The organism is Exiguobacterium sp. SH4S7 (assembly GCF_004336795.1).
Lineage (GTDB): Bacteria > Bacillota > Bacilli > Exiguobacteriales > Exiguobacteriaceae > Exiguobacterium > Exiguobacterium aurantiacum_A.
In genome coordinates this window covers 1-17,220 of the sequence record NZ_SJUT01000009.1, presented here as the reverse complement: position 1 = coordinate 17,220, position 17,220 = coordinate 1, and the positions used below count along the sequence as shown (strand labels likewise).

Annotated in this window: 12 protein-coding genes; 10 read left to right on the top strand and 2 right to left on the bottom strand. The window is 53.0% G+C overall.

The genetic code is table 11. The features are described 5' to 3' along the window. The first annotated feature begins 129 nt into the window (after positions 1 to 129). Positions 130 to 540: a hypothetical protein gene (locus tag EVJ29_RS13475; RefSeq protein ID WP_070327850.1), complete on the top strand. Its 411-nt coding sequence runs from the start codon at positions 130 to 132 to the stop codon at positions 538 to 540. 26 nt (positions 541 to 566) lie between these two features. On the opposite strand, the gene EVJ29_RS13470 is transcribed toward EVJ29_RS13475, so the two are convergent. Together EVJ29_RS13470 and EVJ29_RS13465 are read right to left on the bottom strand one after the other, a co-directional pair. Then, positions 567 to 920: a hypothetical protein gene (locus tag EVJ29_RS13470; RefSeq protein ID WP_131489960.1), complete on the bottom strand. Its 354-nt coding sequence runs from the start codon at positions 918 to 920 to the stop codon at positions 567 to 569. Between the two features lie 55 nt (positions 921 to 975). Continuing rightward, positions 976 to 1,356, bottom strand: a complete 381-nt coding sequence (locus tag EVJ29_RS13465) for a truncated hemoglobin (protein ID WP_070327848.1) — start codon at positions 1,354 to 1,356, stop codon at positions 976 to 978. A 156-nt stretch (positions 1,357 to 1,512) separates the two neighbouring features. Between EVJ29_RS13465 and addB the strand changes: the two genes are divergently transcribed. The 9 genes from addB (at position 1,513) to EVJ29_RS13420 (ending at position 17,073) form a co-directional block, all read left to right on the top strand. Further along, the gene (gene addB, locus EVJ29_RS13460) at positions 1,513 to 4,953 is read left to right on the top strand and encodes a helicase-exonuclease AddAB subunit AddB (protein WP_131505290.1); all 3,441 of its coding nucleotides are present in this window, start codon (positions 1,513 to 1,515) and stop codon (positions 4,951 to 4,953) included. Continuing rightward, on the top strand, positions 4,937 to 8,539 hold the full coding sequence (gene addA / locus EVJ29_RS13455) for a helicase-exonuclease AddAB subunit AddA (protein ID WP_131505289.1): 3,603 nt from the start codon (positions 4,937 to 4,939) through the stop codon (positions 8,537 to 8,539). Before addB ends, addA begins: the two co-directional genes overlap by 17 nt. A 114-nt stretch (positions 8,540 to 8,653) precedes the next feature. Then, complete coding sequence (locus EVJ29_RS13450; RefSeq protein ID WP_070327845.1) at positions 8,654 to 9,016, top strand: response regulator; 363 nt, start codon at positions 8,654 to 8,656, stop codon at positions 9,014 to 9,016. Then, positions 9,013 to 11,571, top strand: a complete 2,559-nt coding sequence (locus EVJ29_RS13445; RefSeq protein ID WP_131466146.1) for a sensor histidine kinase — start codon at positions 9,013 to 9,015, stop codon at positions 11,569 to 11,571. Before EVJ29_RS13450 ends, EVJ29_RS13445 begins: the two co-directional genes overlap by 4 nt. A 137-nt stretch (positions 11,572 to 11,708) precedes the next feature. Next, positions 11,709 to 12,089, top strand: a complete 381-nt coding sequence (locus tag EVJ29_RS13440; protein WP_070327844.1) for a YisL family protein — start codon at positions 11,709 to 11,711, stop codon at positions 12,087 to 12,089. Positions 12,090 to 12,190: 101 nt separating this feature from the next. Continuing rightward, entirely contained in the window at positions 12,191 to 13,192 is a 1,002-nt protein-coding gene (locus tag EVJ29_RS13435; RefSeq protein WP_131505288.1) for a class I SAM-dependent methyltransferase, read from the top strand. Between the two features lie 104 nt (positions 13,193 to 13,296). Beyond that, complete coding sequence (locus EVJ29_RS13430; protein WP_131458099.1) at positions 13,297 to 14,790, top strand: phytoene desaturase family protein; 1,494 nt, start codon at positions 13,297 to 13,299, stop codon at positions 14,788 to 14,790. Continuing rightward, positions 14,787 to 16,265, top strand: a complete 1,479-nt coding sequence (locus tag EVJ29_RS13425) for a phytoene desaturase family protein (protein WP_131505287.1) — start codon at positions 14,787 to 14,789, stop codon at positions 16,263 to 16,265. The genes EVJ29_RS13430 and EVJ29_RS13425 overlap by 4 nt, the downstream gene beginning before the upstream one ends. After that, the gene (locus EVJ29_RS13420; RefSeq protein WP_131489956.1) at positions 16,234 to 17,073 is read left to right on the top strand and encodes a phytoene/squalene synthase family protein; all 840 of its coding nucleotides are present in this window, start codon (positions 16,234 to 16,236) and stop codon (positions 17,071 to 17,073) included. Before EVJ29_RS13425 ends, EVJ29_RS13420 begins: the two co-directional genes overlap by 32 nt. Positions 17,074 to 17,220: the final 147 nt, after the last annotated feature.

The following is a 17,220-nucleotide window of genomic DNA, read 5'->3' as shown; positions in this document are numbered from 1 at the left end:
AGCGAATCGGCGCCCGGTCCAAGGTAGGACCGGGCGCCTGTTTGTTTGTCTCGTCAAGACTGATGTTTTCGTCAGATGTTGTATGGGTATAATATGAAGAGATACTTCAGCATATTGGAGGGAATATAGATGAACGATTCATACACTTGGTTAAATCGTCGTAAGATTCGTCCGGCCTATAGCGCGACCGGTGCCCGCACATGGACGAGCGAACGTGTCGTCCGACCGGATGCCGCTCGTGGAAAGACGGTAACAGACGTCAAGCGGGTTCGCCGGCCTTACACGGATGAATATGGAAACCGCCGCTATACGACAGGACGTGTCGTCGTGACGGACGCGGCCCGCAAAGCACGGGCGAACGGTCACGGTGAGACGGCCGTTCAACTTGAATTGTCGGTTCCGACACCGTACGAACGTGTCAAAAAGATGCTTCCGACGAAGAAAATCCTCGTGCCTGCGATGGCTGGAATCGCCGTCGCCGGAGGAATCGCCGGAGTGATTTACGCGCTTCGCAAGAAAAAACGAAACAAGAAACAATAAAAAAAATCGCCCGCGGGCGATTTTTTTTATTTGAGTCGATCGGCAAGGATCCGCTTGAGCTGTTTCTCGCCGAGTTTTTGCATCTCTGCTTCGTTCTCTTCATCGTAGGCATCATCTGTGAAACGCCCGACAAATTCGACTTTCCCGTTTCCAAGTTCACGGAACACGAGGTTTTTACGGTCGTGATAAAAGACGACGCGATACTCCCGTCCGTTCTTCTGTGTATAGTTGAACACACCTTTGATGTGGTCCATGTTCTTTTCTTCGGGTAAATCTTCTTCCTCATCCTCTTCAAGGACTTCGGCGAGGACTGCCGTAGGTTCTACTTCTTCCGTTTCCTCTTTAGCTGAAACGGTCTCTTTTTTCTCTTCTTCTGTCATGAAAACCGACCTCCTTTGCTTACTTTCCTATCATACCCGCTTTTTTAAATGATGACTACTCAAAATGGTGCGAGCAGACGCGGATGACGTTTGACGACGACATGATCAGACGTTGAAACAATTGTCGCTTGATCGCTTCCGGTGCGTCGACCGTCTTGAGCGCTTGTTCCATGCACCCGAGCCAATGACCGGCGTGTGTTTCTGAGATCGGATGATCGCGGTGGATCATCGCCAAATTGCCGCCGCCACGGCGTTCCGTATACAGTTTTGGTCCTCCGAGCAGTTGCGTCAGAAATTCGAACTGATGTTGTTTTACCCGGTCTTTGTCGTCTGGAAACAGTGGCAACAGTACGGGATCAGCGTAAACGAGTTCGTAAAAAGCGTCGACGAGCTGTTGGACGCCGCGTTCGCCTCCGAATTGTTCATATGCACTCATAGTATTCCCCCTCATACGTTCAGTCTAATCGATTTTCGAACGAATGGGATACTAGAAGGTTGTGTTTTTTTCTTACAAGGTAGCCGGCAGGTTTCCCTCTACAAACAGCAGGCGATACGTCATAATAAAAGAAAAAGGGAAGGGGTGTTCGCCTAAATGACGGTCACTTTTCATGTCGGACGATCGGGTAGCGGTAAGAGCGAGCGGATGATCAATCAAGTCATTCAAGAGCTAAAGCGCGATCCGAGCGGCCCGACCATCTATATGCTTGTCCCAGACCAAATGTCGTTTGAAATGGAACGGAAGATGGCGATGACGGACGGTTTAAACGGATCGACGCGGATTCAAGTGCTGTCGATGCGTCGTCTCGCATTCTTGATCATGCGCGATCACGGTGTCGCGACCGAGCAGTTTTTAGACCAGACAGGGACCCATCTTTTGTTACGGCGTGTCGTCGAGATGAACGAGGAACGGCTGACGCTGTTCCGACGCACGATGAACCAGTACGGGTTTTACGAAGAGCTGAACGAGTTGATCACGATGTTGAAACGCGGCCTCGTCGAGCCGGAGCAGTTGCTTCGCCTGAGCGAGCAAGACCAACATCGGGCCTTGAAGTTGCAAGACCTCTCCATCCTCTATGAAGGCTTCTTGACGATGACGGCCGGCAAAACGCTTCACGCCGAAGACTACTTCAAAGTGATGTTGCAGTTGTTACCGGAAGTCGATTTAACAGGGACTCACTTTTATGTGGACGGGTTCAACGAGTTTTCGGAACAAGAGCTCGCGGTACTCGTCGCTTTAGCCGAGAAGGCGCCGCTGGACGTCTTGTTGACGGTCGACCCAGACTCGCTCTATCGTCCGCACCCGTTGTTCGGACCGACACAGCGGACGCTGATGCGCTTTAAAGAGCTGCTCTCAGAACGTCAACTTTCGTCGACGGATGAACTGTATCATGGGGTGCATCGCTTTAAACATCCGAGTCTCGCTTATCTCGAGGCGACGTTCGGGCAAGTGACGGCAGCGCCGTATACGCGGCCGGAAAATCAAGTCGCCTTGAATGCAGCCGTCGACCGGACCGTAGAAGTAGCAGCCGCTGTACGCGAGGTCACACGACTTGTCCGCGAAGACGGCTACCGCTTCCGAGACATCGTGTTCATCTCAAGGTCACTTGAAGAATATGGAGATTTGGCGTCACAAGCGCTTCAAAAAATGAACTTGCCGTTCTTCCTGGATGAACGGCAGCCGATGCTAGATCATCCGGTCGTCGAGTTGTTGAAGGCGACGATCGAAGTCGCGCTCCGCGGCTACCGGGAAGAAGCTATATTCCGCGCGTTGAAGACCGAGTTGATCGTGCTCGACCGAGATCATCGGCGTACGTCTGTCGATCGGCTCGAGGCGTTCGTGATTGAGCGGGGCATCAAACATTATCACTGGCATGACGAGTGGCAATTGAAACGCCGGGCCGAAGATGAGGCCAAGTTGACGGGGGAAGAACTCGATACGGAGACAGCACTCAACGCCTATCGTCAAACCGTCGTCGAAACGTTCGATCCGCTCCTCACCGATTTGAAAGCGGCCAAGACGATGCAGGCTTACACGCACGCCATTTACGCTTTTCTAGACCGAATCGACGTCTCGTCATGCCTTGCCCATTGGCGCGAAGAAGCACTTGAGGCATCACGCCTGATTGAAGCAAGAGAACATACACAAGTATGGGACGCCGTCCTCCATCTTCTCGAGCAACTCGAGGCGGCTGCGCCGGAAGAGACGCTCTCGACGGAACTGTTCCTGCAAATGATGGACACCGGCCTCGATAGCCTACGCTATGCACTCGTCCCGCCGTCACTCGATCAATTGACGGTGACCGATTACGTGCGGGGGCGTTTGATTGATAAAAAAATCGTCTTCTTGCTCGGTGCCAACGAAGATCAAATCCCGCTCGTCGCGACGCAATCGAAACTGTTGACGGACCACGATATGGACTTCATGCATGAGAACGGTGTCCGGGCGGGGAAAGCGACCGAGCACTTGTTTGACGATGAGACGTACTACTTGTATAAAGCGTTGACGGCGCCAAGCGACCGGTTGTACGTCAGTTACGCACTCGTCGACCGGAGCGGGAAAGCGATTCAACCGGCGAGTTTCATCGCCGACGTCAAGGCGAGACTCGGTAACGGCAAGGCCATCAAGACCCACTTCGCAGAAGCGGGAGAGCATCGCCCGACAGATCAGCTCGCCTTCATCACGAACGTGAACCAGACAGCGGCCGTGACGGCGCTCGAGTTGCAACGGCTCAGCCGTCACTACCCGATTCAAGAGACGTGGTTCACGGTGTACAACGAACTGTTGAAGCACCCGGAAGGACGCGAACGAATCCGACTGTTGACGAGCGCGCTGTTTTATCAAAACGTTCCCGAATCCTTGCCGGAGTCGGTCGCGAAGTCACTTTACACGAACTCGATTCGGGCGAGTGTGTCCCGCCTCGAGACGTTCCAAGCCTGCCCGTTTCGTCATTTTGCGAACTACGGCTTGCGTCTGAAAGAACGACGGCTCTATCGGCTCGAGGCACCGGACATCGGTAACTTGTACCACCGGACGATCGAGCATATGTCTCAAACCGTCAAGATGGACGGGAAAGAATGGCGTGACGTGTCGCCCGACCAATGTGCGACACTCGCGGAGTCGGCTGTCGAACTCGTCACACCGGAGATTCAAAATGCGATTTTGATGAGTTCGAACCGCTACGGTTACTTGAAGAAAAAGCTGACGGACGTCGTCAGTAAGACGGCCGAAGTATTGATCGAGCAGTCGAAACGTGACGGGTTCGATCCCGTCGCGTTCGAACTAGCGTTCGGGAGTGGCAACTTCCCGCCGGTGTCGTTCACGCTCAGCAACGGGGCGACGTGTGAACTTGTCGGCCGGATCGACCGGGTCGATACGGCACAGGTTCATGATCAGCTGTACGTCCGCATCGTCGATTATAAGTCGAGCAAACGGGAGATCGACTTCGCTGAGATTTATTATGGTTTGGCGATGCAGATGCTCATCTATTTGAAAGTGTTGATCGAGCAAGCAGATGCTTGGGCGAAAGGTTCCGTGGAACCTGCAGCCGCGCTGTATTTCCACGTCCACCGACCGCTCGTCACACCGGCCGAGACAGATGCCGAAACCGAGCGGAAAGTGCTCGAATCGTATCAGATGCAAGGGTTGCTCGTCGACGATCCAGCCATCCTAGAGGTGATGGACAAGACGGCGAAAGGGGAACAGAAAAAATCGATCGTCATTCCGGTCAAATATAAGAAAGACGGGACGCTCGATGCGAACACGACGAAAAAAGTCGTCTCACCTCCTCAGCTCGAGCAGTTGATGGACCACGCGCTCGACCTTGCCGAGACGAGTGTGGAGGCGATGTATGATGGGAAAATCGGTGTCGAGCCTTATGAATATAAAGAGCGGCGTCCGTGCCAGACGTGTCCGTATCAAAGTGTCTGTCATTTTGACGAGGCGCTCGCCAACGAGCCCCGTCAGCTGAAAAAGTTAGATAAAGAAGAAGTTTTGTTTAAATTAGGAGGTGACGCCGATGAAGTGGACGAGTGATCAACAAGCAGCCATCGACGCACGGGGGTCTCATGTACTCGTCTCGGCGGCAGCCGGTTCAGGGAAGACGGCCGTGCTCGTCGAACGGCTCGCAAGCCGTTTGCTCGATGAAGCGGACGAGTTGACGGCGGACCGTATGCTCGTCGTGACGTTCACGAACGCCGCCGCGGCCGAGATGAAACGACGGATTGCTAAAGCGCTCGATCAGGCGCTGCGGGAACATCCGGAAAACGACTATATACGAAAACAACGGCAAATGCTGAACCGGGCGCTCATCACGACGATTCATTCATTCTGCTTAGAAGTCATTCGTGAGAATTACTACTTGCTCGACCTCGATCCGGCCTTCAAGATCGCCGAGGAGCGGGACTTGGTGCTCTTGCAAGACGATGTGCTCGAAGACGTGCTCGAAGAACAGTACGGTCAAGAAGATAGCTCGTTTTTCGCACTCGTCGATGCCTATACGTCGGACCGTGGCGACAGTGAAATCGAAGAGCTGATCCTAGGTTTGTATCAATACGCGCGAACCCTTCCGGATCCGGAATCGTATTTAGATGAGCTGGTCTCCCTTTATCAGTTTGAAGGCGACCCTGACGAGGAACGGCTGCTCGTCGAATTCGGGCAGTTGCTCTGGGTCGATATTGAAAAGGCACTTCGGCAACTCCGGCGTGTAGCGATCGAACTCCGGCTTGCCGGTTACGAGGCGCAATCGGAAAATGTATCCAAAGCGATTTTCCCGTTCCAAAACATCGACGAAGACACGCTCAAATGGAGCGAACTCGAGACGGCGTCCCGAGCGGTCAAATTCGGGACGATGAAATCGGTCCAGAAAAAAGACGAGCATCACATCTATCACACGGTGTTGAAGCCGGCCTATGACCAAGCGAAAAAACGGCTTGTCGATGCGGTCGGTCAAGCGAGTGTCAGCGGAGCTGATCATTTAGACGTCTTGCTGTCGCAGCGTCCGCTCGTCGAGACGCTCGTACGTACCGTCCGGACGTTCGGGGCCGCTTACGAGCAAGCCAAGCGGGACCGCGCTTTCGTCGACTTCAGCGATCTCGAGCATTACGCGCTCGCCATACTACGGGACGGGGATGCCCCGTCCTCGGTCGCATCGCTCTACAAACAGCGATTCGCCGAAGTATTGGTCGATGAGTATCAGGATACGAACGAGATCCAAGAGACGATCATCGGACTCGTCAGCAATGAGAGTGAACAGCTCGGCAACTTGTTCATGGTCGGGGACATCAAGCAATCGATCTACCGGTTCCGGCACGCCGAGCCGAGGTTGTTCATCGAGAAAGCGACGCGGTTCAAACAAGCCGGTTCGGGGCAACGGATCGACTTGTCTCAAAACTTTAGAAGTCGCTCCGAAGTGCTGCACGGAATCAATGACCTATTCATTCAGTTGATGGACGAAGAAGTGAGTGAGATCGAGTATGACGAGGCGGCACGTCTCGTACCGGGTCGGGCGTATGAAGAACTCGAGGCAAGTCCTGAACTCTTGATCGTCAACGGAGAAAGCCGGGACTTATCGAAACAGGAGCTTGAAGGCCGTGCCATCGCCACACGTATATTAGAGCTCGTCTCTGGGGATGAGCCGTTCAAAGTGACGGACGAGGCGACCGGATTGCTTCGTTCCTGTGAGTACCGTGACATCGTCATCTTGGTCCGTTCGAAAAAAGAGCGGGTCGAGCAGTTGATGGACATTTTGACACAGTATAATATCCCGGCTTATACCGATTCGGACGGTGGCTACTTCCAAGCGACGGAAATTCGAATGATGTTGTCGCTCTTGAAGTTGATCGACAACCCGCTCCAAGACATCCCGCTCGCCGGGGCGCTCCGGTCACCGATGTTTGGTTTCACCGATCAAGAGCTGGCCAAGATTCGCTTAGAGTCGGAAGCGTCGTTTTTCGATGCACTCAAGGCGAAAGCAGACGATGACGACGAGCTTGGATTGAAATGTGGGGACGTGCTCGATCAGTTGTCGGAATGGCGTACGTTCGCCCGCAACCACAGCTTGTCGGAGTTGATTCAGCAAGTGTTCAACGACACCGGGTTTTACGATTTTGCCGGCGGACTGCCGGGCGGGAAAGGGCGTCAAGAGAACTTGAAGGCGCTCTATGACCGGGCCCTCTCCTATGAACGGAGCGGCTACCGTGGGTTGTATCGCTTCTTGCGGGTCATGGACCGGCTTCAAGATAACGGTGAAGATCTATCAGAAGCACGTTCACTCGGAGAAGAAGAGAACGTCGTCCGCATCATGACGGTCCATAAATCGAAGGGGCTCGAGTTTCCGGTGACGATCGTCGCCCAACTCGGCAAACAGTTTAATAAACGTGATCAAATGCAGCGTATCATCTTCCATAAACGATACGGCATCTCCCTCGACGCGATCGATGTCGTCACACGGACGAGAACCGAGACGTTCGTGAAAGAGATGATCCGTCGCGATCTCGATGCGACGATGAAAGCCGAAGAGATGCGCGTCTTGTACGTCGCGCTGACCCGGGCAAAAGAAAAATTGATCTTAGTCGGTACGGTCGCAGAACCGGTTAAACAGATCAACCAATGGCTGCAGGTCGAAGCGACGGGTGAGACGTTGTCCGCTGACGCACGACGCGAGGCGAAGACGTATCTGGACTGGGTCGCGCCGGCGCTCCTCAAACTAGAAGGCGCGGTACCATTTATCGAGGAGATGGGCTTACCGGTCTTTTCGCCGATACGGGAAGCGACGAACTGGACGTATCGCATCATCGGACAAGACGATTTGGCGGAAGTGGCCACACTCCAAGCGATGATGGCCCAGCTTCATCATGTGCAACAGTTCGAGGCGATTGATTTTCCAGTCAAAGACGAAGAAGCGACGATTCAAGTCGTCAATCGAGCCTTTTCGTACAGCTATCCGGCCCAAGCCGCGACCGAGACGGCAGCGAAACAGACGGTGACGGAATTGAAACGAGCGATGCAACTCGAGCAAGCGGCGTTCGAAGACACGTTCCGCCCGAGCGATACCCCGTATCGGGAGCCGAAATGGAAGCAGACGAAGCAGACAGGTGCCGAGCGCGGGACGACGCTACATCTCATCTTCCAATTATTTGAGCCGACTGAACCGCTCGACATACAAATCGACCGGTGGGAAAATAATGGGATGCTCGGTCCGGTCGAGGCGGAGACGGCACGGCTAGCGCTGCCTGAAATCGAGTCGTTCTTCAACTCGGAGATCGGTCGGGCGCTGTCTGAAGCGCTACAAGCCGGGCGAGGATGGCGCGAGCTGCCGTTCACGTATACGGTGCCTGCGGAGCGAGTGAATCCGACGGCGACGTTCACGGACGAGCACGTGTTGATTCAAGGGATCATCGATTGCCTGTTCTTCGATGGTGAGACGTATGTCCTGCTCGACTATAAATCGGACTCGGTTTTGTTCGCGAGCGCGTCGCGAGAAGAGGCAAGACAGTTGCTTCGTGACCGCTACGCTGTTCAGCTGTCGCTCTACCGCGAAGCGATCGAGGCGATTTGGAATATCCAAGTCGGGACGACGGTCATTTATTCTTTGGAATTGCAGGAAACTGTTGTACTATAATGTAGACGATATGATTGTAAAGGTGTACGGTTATAAACCGTGCATCTTTTATTTTTGTGATTACGAAATAGATTAGGTAAAATAATGGAATGAGATAATAATGGAGGAAACGTCATGGTGAAAATTCTACTAGCAGAAGATGAAGAAGTATTGCGCATGCTCGTATTAGATACGTTAGAAGATGAAGGATACGATATTGATGAAGCGCCAGACGGTCTTGAAGCCTATCGGCTGATCGAACAGAACGAGTACGACCTCGTGATTGTCGACCATATGATGCCAGGAATGACAGGTCTTGAAGTCATTGAGAAAGTGAGGAAGTTGCCGGGACGTCAACATACGAAAGTGATGATGTTGACGGCGAAGAGCCAACAATCTGACCGTGATTGCGCGAATGAGATTGGGGTCGATTATTTCATTTCGAAGCCGTTTAGTCCGCTTGAACTTGTGAAGATCATAGGAGGCATCGTGAAGTGAATAAATGGTTTAAACAAAAACTAGGACGTGACATCATGACCGTCCTATATTCGTTCCTCGCGCTCGCGCTCGTCGGATCGATGATCATGTACGTGCAGATGGAAACACGGGTCAGAGAGAATGAAGCCCGTCTCCAACAAGTCGATGAACGAATCAACCGATTGAATACGCTTTGGGACGAATGGCAGAGCGCGCAGTATGACTCACGGGGCTACTTGCTGTTCGGTGATGCGGAGGCGCTCGAGCGGGCCCAAAGTAAAGAAAATGAGTTCCAACAAGAAATCAACTGGTTCAAGGGTGCTGTCGAATCAAAACAAGGTGAGATCTTCGCAGCCGACCTACAAACCTTTCACGATTTTTACTTCGATGTGATCATGCCGGTCACGGCGGAATATGGTCAACTACGAGCGTCCGGGGAAATCACCGAGAATACGATTGACCCTGAAACCATATTGGCGTTGCCGACGGCCGAACGGTTGATTGAACAAGGTACCGTGCCGTACAATCCGGAACGCGGCATCGATACACTCGGTCCGATCCAACAGATCGAATCGTCACTCATGGACTACAAGGCGTTGATGAACAGTGAGAAAAACAGAGTGTACGCCGACTGGAAAGTGAACAATGATGTCTTACAGTTCTTATGGATTGCGAGCATCTTCTCGTTCGCGGCGTTGATTTTACTATTCGTCCAACCGTTCTTGCGTCGTCAGTCCCGTCTGATTTCTCGCTTGTCGGTCGCATCTGACCGCTTACTGAAAGGTGAGATCGTCGACTTGAGCGATCAAATGGAGCGCGAAGACGAGATCGGGACGATGTCCCGTTCGTTCAATAAGATGGCGGAGACGCTCCGTGAAAATGAACGTCACTTGATTGAGAAGAACCATGAGTTGCAGGCACAACAAGAAGAATTGATCGCCCAGCAAGAAGAGCTGCAAGCGCAGCAACAAGAGCTTGAAGAGATCTTGGAGCAGACGCAACAGAACGAACAGCACTTGGCGTACCGAAACGAATTGACCGAGACGCTCGCGGCTCGCGATTCGTTGACGGCTTACCCGGAGATCATCGAGAAACTTGTCGCCATTACCGATTCAGAAGTCGGGGCGCTCGTCTTCCTCGATGCGACAGGCTCGTTCTCTATCACGAGCCACGGGCTGAACGAGACGTTGTCGCGTAAATTGCTCGATAGCGAGAACTCCGTGTTGACGCGGGCGATGACGTTGCGGACGACGGTCCATTCGTCGAAACAAGTCGCAAGCGACCATCCGCTACCGTATCCGTACTACATGTATGAGACGGCCGTACCGGTCCACGACCCGACCGATGATTCAATCATCGCCTTCATCTATCTTGTCCGTTACAAAGACCGCTTCACGCAGACGCAAATGGGCGATATCATGTCGTTCGCACGTCAGCTGTCATTGTCGTTACTCCGGATGCGTCTGTTTGAAGAGATGACCCGTGAAAAAGGCAAGACCGAACGGATCCTCGATTCAATCCGTGAAGCTGTCATTTACGTCGAACATTCGACCGACGACGTGTTCGTCAACCGGCCACTTTACGAGATGTTCCCAGAGCTCGATGCGATCACATCGAGTCAGCTCGCGGAATTGTCTTGGAACGAGTGGCGGGAGACGATCGCGACGACGGTCGACCAAGACGATGACTTCATGACATATACAGACCGTCTGTTCACAGACGACTTCCCGCACGACAGTGTCAGTTTCTCGATCCGTAAAGGGGAGATGAACTTACAGATGTATGCCGAGCGGATTGTCGTCGGCGGTTTGTCGAAAGGGACGCTGCTCGTCTTCCGTGATATTACGAGTGAGACCGAGGCTGAGCGCTTGAAGAGCGAGTTCATCTCGACGATCTCGCATGAGTTGCGGACACCGTTGTCTTCGATTTATGGGTTCACCGAGCTCATGGTCAAGAAACAGTTGCCGAACGAGAAACAGGCGAAATATTTGCAGACAATCCACGCTGAGACGGAGCGGTTGACGCATCTCGTCAACGACTTCCTCGACGTACAGCGCATGGAATCAGGTAGCCAAATGTATGACCGGGAACAGCTCGATATCGAGCCGGTCATCCAAGACATGATGACGTTCTACGAAGCGTCGTCATTGAAACACAAGTTCGAGCTTGTCACGGTCGACGACCGACCGTACGAACTGTTCGCAGACTGTCAGAAGTTCAAACAGCTGATGAGTAACTTGCTCTCGAACGCCGTGAAGTACTCACCGCGTGGCGGGAAGATCACGGTCGAGCTCGCCCATCACGACCAATCGATTTCGATTAAAGTGAAGGATCAAGGGATCGGCATTCCGAGCGACGCCCTCGATCGTCTGTTCGATAAGTTCTATCGGGTCGACAACTCGGATAGTCGTGAAATCGGCGGCACGGGACTGGGTCTCCCGATCTGCCAAGAGATCGTGCGCGGTCACGCCGGTCAAATCCATGTCGAGTCCGTCCAACATAAAGGCTCGACGTTCACCGTTGTGATTCCGAGCTTCGAACACGCTATTCGGGAAGAAGAACAAACGACGGCTTGATCAAAACAAGAGGAGGAGACGTGCCGTTCAATCGTGACAGGCACGTCTCTTTTTTGTGGTGTAAATGCGGGCTTGACCGAAAAGTGGCTTGTTCGTGTACAATAGTAGTTGTACATAATAAAAAGGGGGATTTTTAAATGCCATTGACAGCATTTCTACACACGCACGTCACGAGTTGGATTTTATTACTCGTCTTGTTCGCTGTCGCCTACATCGGCTACAAGAACGGAAACAAGAGCGGCAAGATCGCGCATATGGCGTTTCGGCTCATGTTGCTCATCGCGTTCGGCACAGGACTTTATTTGTACTTGCAACTGAACGGAGGCGGCATGTTCTACCACGTGAAAATCACGGTTGGATTGCTCGCACTTATCTTCGGTGAGATGACGCTCATTCGTTTGAAAAAAAGAAAACCATCGGGCGCTATGTTTGGCGGCTTCGTAGCACTGTCACTCGTGACGATCTTTATCGGTTACGCGTTACCGTACGGTCAGTCGTTCTTCAGCAACTTTATTTGAGTCACATCCCACTTCACACATCGAAGTGGGAATTTTTTGTTTGTCCGCAAATTATTAGGGGAAAATAAAAAAATCAGTGATAACGATGATGAGGTGAAACAATGGATCAACAAATGAATGAATGGTCGCGTGTATTACATGCGCGTAGATGGATGAAGCAAACCGAATCGTTCTTGCCGTTATGGCACGGCTATATCGGCTACAAATACGGATTGTTCGACGCGCTTCAAGGCGGGGCGAGCTTCGCTGAAATGACGCTGCGCTTGAAGCAACCGCTCACGAAACTCGCACTCGAGCGTTGGCTAGAAGTCGGGGTCGCCGTGCGCCATTTGAAGAAGAAAGGGTGGCGCTATTTTCCGACGCGTAGCTTGAAGTATCAGCTCTCGCTCAAAGACGAGCGCAGCATCGGATTCATGCTTCAAGAGATGATGGAACTTCATATCCCGGCACTCATCGCCTACCCAGACTTTTTAGAGTCCGGCAAACAGAAGACGTTCGACGGTGCGACACACGGGAAAGTCGTCGCTCAAACGTCGACACTCGTCGAAACAGTCGCTTTCCCGGTCGTCCAACAGCTGCTCCGCCAAGCGGACGTCAAGACGATGCTTGATATCGGATGCGGCCACGGGGGCTATTTGCGAAAACTCCATGATCTTGAGCCGGATTGGAAGTTGACCGGCATCGACCTCGAACAAGAAGTCGTCGAAGAGGCACGTGAGCAAGATGAGACGGGGGAGATTCGTTACGAAGTGGCCGATTTCATGGAATGGGATCACGACGAGCGGTTCGATGCCGTCATGATGAACAATATGCTTTACTACTTCTCGCCCGAGCAGCGGATCGGACTGTTAGAACGGATGCTCAGTAATCTCGATACGGCAGGTGTCGCCGTTCTCGTCACACCGCTCGCGGAGTCACCGCTTGGCGCCCGCTTCGCTTCGGCGTTCAACGCGTTCATGACGCTCCACGATAACCTCCATCCGCTCCCGACGACTCGTCAGTTGCGCCGGCAATTGGAACAGGTCGGCTTTGAGAAAGTACGTTTCATTCCGTTTATACCGGAAGGATCTTGGTATATCGTCATCGCCGAACGAGGAGATTGAAACGTCCAGCGCACAGTGAACCGATTCAGATTTGAACTTGTGTCCAGTCATTTCTATAATAGAATAGAAGCATAAGAGACTTTTCACATAGGGAGTTGTTCAACGTGTCGGAAAAAAGAGTCGCAGTGATCGGTGCTGGGCCAGGTGGGCTTGCTGCCGCAATGATCTTGTCGAGCCGTGGTGTGGATGTAACCGTATTTGAGAAACAACCGTTTGTCGGTGGACGGACGTCACGTCTGCAAGTCGGGGAGTTCGCGTTCGATCGTGGCCCGACTTTTTTGAATATGCCGTATATTCTTGAAGAGATGTTTGAGGAGACGGGACGGGATTTGGCTGATTATGTCGATATGAAGCGATTAGAACCGATGTACGATCTTTACTTTGATCGCGGACAAAGCGTGCTATCGATGACGACCGACCGTGACCAGATGCGTCAATCGATTGAAGAGATGTTCCCCGGAAACGGTGAAGGGTATGACCGGTTCATGGCCGACCAGGCGGTCAAACTATCGAAGCTCATGCCGGTGCTCCAGACCGCCCATGATAAGCTGACGGATTACGTGTCGACACGCGTCTTGAAGGCGCTGCCGTTCCTCTCGATCGGAAAATCGCTATACGACGTTCTGTCTGAATACTTTACGAGTGAAGAACTCAAATACTCGTTCACGTTCCAAGCGAAGTACCTCGGGATGTCGGCTTGGGACTGTCCGGGCGGGTTCTCGATCTTGTCGTATATGGAACACGCTTACGGCGTCCATCACCCGATCGGCGGGGTGAACCAACTCTGTTCGGCGATGGCCCGTGTCATCGAGGAGGAAGGCGGGACGATCCGGTTAGGTGAAGCGGTCGACCGTCTATTGCTCGACGGGAAACGTGTCAACGGACTCGTGGCGAACAACGTCCATTACGCGTTTGACGAAGTCATCGTCGGAGCGGATTTTGCCCATGCGATGACGACGCTCGTACCGAGCGATACGCTCACGCGCTGGAGTCCGAAACAGCTGAAGAAGAAGCGCTATTCTTGCTCGACGTTCATGCTCTACCTCGGACTCGATCGCGTCTACGATGAGGTCGGCCACCATTCGATTCACTTTGCGGATGATTATGAGCGCAACGTCAAAGAGATGACGCAAGACTTGAAGCTGAGCGAGGATTTCTCGTTCTACGTCCAAAACGCGTCACGGATCGACCCGACGCTCGCGCCAGCCGGCAAGTCGTCGCTCTACGTGCTCGTACCGGTGCCAAACAATCTGTCAAACCTTCCTTGGGACACGCTCGAGGAAAAGATGACCGAACTCGTCTTAGACGCACTCGAGACACGTTCGCCTTACCGGAACGTCCGCGACCATATCGAAGTGATGCAGGCGCTCACCCCGAACGATTGGGAAGCGTTTGGAGTCTATGAAGGGGCAACGTTCAACCTGGGACATAACTTGTCGCAAATGATGTACTTCCGTCCGCACAATCAGTTCGAAGAGCTCGACCACGTCTGGCTCGTCGGCGGTGGGACGCATCCAGGTAGCGGACTGCCGACGATTTTTGAATCGGCACGAATCACGGCCAACTTGCTTCGGGACCGGGCGGGTGTCGGACGATGAACATCAGTTTCGTTGGTGCCGGTATCGGGTCGCTTTACGCCGCCTTGTTGTGGACTCATAAGCATCCGTCGACCCAAGTGACGATTTATGAGAAAGAGGACCGGGTCGGTGGGCGGCTCAACTATGTCGAGTTCGAGAACGGTGCTCGCATCGATGAAGGACCGACAATCGTCTTGTTGCCGAGCAAGCTGAAGAGCCAACTGCAAGAAGCTGGGTTTCCCGAACAGGAACTCGAACTGCTCGAAGTCGATCCGCTCTATCGCCTCCGTTACGAAGATGGGACGACGTTTCACAAATATCACGACATCGATCGTCAAGCCGAAGAGATTGAACGATTTTTCGGCGAAGGCGACTCGTTCCGTCGCTACATGGGGCAAAAGCGCGAGGAATACAAAATCGGTTTTGACACGTTTTTAAACCGAGGCTATAAAGGCAAGACCGACTTGTTCGAGCCGAGACTGCTCATGTTGCTCATGCGCCTGAAAGCGTATGAATCGGCTCATGAGAACATGAAGCGGTTCTTTAAAGATGAGCGGCTCCGGGTCGCCTATAGTCTGCAGACGCTCTACATCGGCGGCAATCCTTATGAGACGCCGTCCCTGTACGGCTTGATTCCATATCGCGAGCAAGAGGAAGGAATCTGGTACGTAAGAGGAGGATATTTCTCGCTTGCGACGAAGTTAGAACAAGAGCTGAAGAAGCGGGGCGTCACGTTCAAGCTGAACTCGCCCGTAGACCGCGTCCGCGTCCAAGACGGCCGTGCTAACGCCGTCGTCGTCGATGGCGTCCCTCATCCGTATGATGCGGTCATCGTCAATGGAGATTTCCCGCTCATGGAACGTCTGATCGATGGAATCAAGCCGAAAGCGTACGAACCGTCGAGCGGCACACTGCTCCTCTATTTCACGGTGGACGGCGAGATTGAACTCCCGGTCCATCAGTTCGATTTGCCAAACGACTTTGCCGGGTCGATGCGTACGATCTTTGAAGATGGTAAACTGAGCAAGTATCCGGCGATGTATACGTTCAATCCATCGCTCATCGATTCGACGCTCGCACCAGTCGGGACGAGTGTGCTTTATGTCCTTGTGCCGGTACCGCGCAAGTTAGAGCGACAAGATTTTGAACAGAGCGGGGCGATTGAACGTCTCGTGTCCCGGATCGAAGGGATGGTCCCTAAATTTAGAGACCGTGTCATCGAGATGAAAGTCCGGACACCGATGGACGCTGAACGGTTCGGGTTGTTCGAAGGCGGAAGTTTTGGGATTGCCCCGAAACTTTCACAGTCGGCCGCATTCAAGCCGCAAGCCCGACCATACGCTCAAATCGAGCGGCTCTATGCCGTCGGTGCCTCCGTACATCCATGCGGTGGTGTCCCAATCGTGATGATCGGCTCACAGTTGTTAGTGAAAAGAATGGAAGAAGAAATGGGGGCATTGTACCATGACGAGGCAAGAAGCGTATCGTCAATGTGAAGAAGTGATGAAGAAAGGCTCGCTCACGTTTTATCGAGCCTTCTCCCTGCTGTCAAAACCGGACCGCCAGGCTGTCGCCGCGGTCTATACGTTTTGCCGGACGTTAGACGATGCTGTCGATGAGTCAGAGTATCCTGAGGAAAGTTTGACCGCATTTCTGGCGGAGTTCGACCGCTTTTTAGCCGGCAACGACCCAGACGGCGCTCTTTGGATTGCTTTACGCGACGTTTGGCAGCGCTATGACATGGACGTCGAACCGTTCTTTGAGTTAGCGGAAGGCATGAAGTGGGATTTACATAAGACACGCTACACGACACTTGAAGAGACGGAACAGTACGGTTATTATGCGGCCAGCACCGTCGGTTTGATGTTGTTACCAATCCTTGTCCCGGACGCGAATATGGAAGCGCGGCAACAACTGAAGCAAGGCGCGATCGACCTCGGTATCGCCATGCAGTTGACGAACATCCTTCGCGACGTCGGTGAGGACTTGGACCGGGACCGGATTTATGTACCGCGCACGCTCTTAGCGCAACACGCGATGTCAGAGACCGATCTGTTCGAACGGAAAGTGACGCCTCAGTTCGTTGAAGTGTGGGAGACGATGGCCACCCGAGCGGAGACGCTATACCGCAGTGCCCGTGAGACGCATCACTTGTATCCGGCGACGAGCCGAAAGCCGGTCCAAGCAGCGGCACTCCTCTATGAAGGCATATTAGACGCGGCCCGAAGTAACGACCATGATGTCTTTACGAAGCGCGCTTACGTATCGACACTTCAAAAAGGAAAGCTGTTAGCGAGACTTTGAAAGAGACCCGATTGCGAGAGTGATATGCTCCCCAATAGGTAGACAGATGAAATAACAAATCTGTTTATCTATTGGGGAGTGTTTTTTTATGGCGAGAAGTCGGCATTCGATTGAACAAAAACTGAGTGCACTACGTATGCTGGAAGA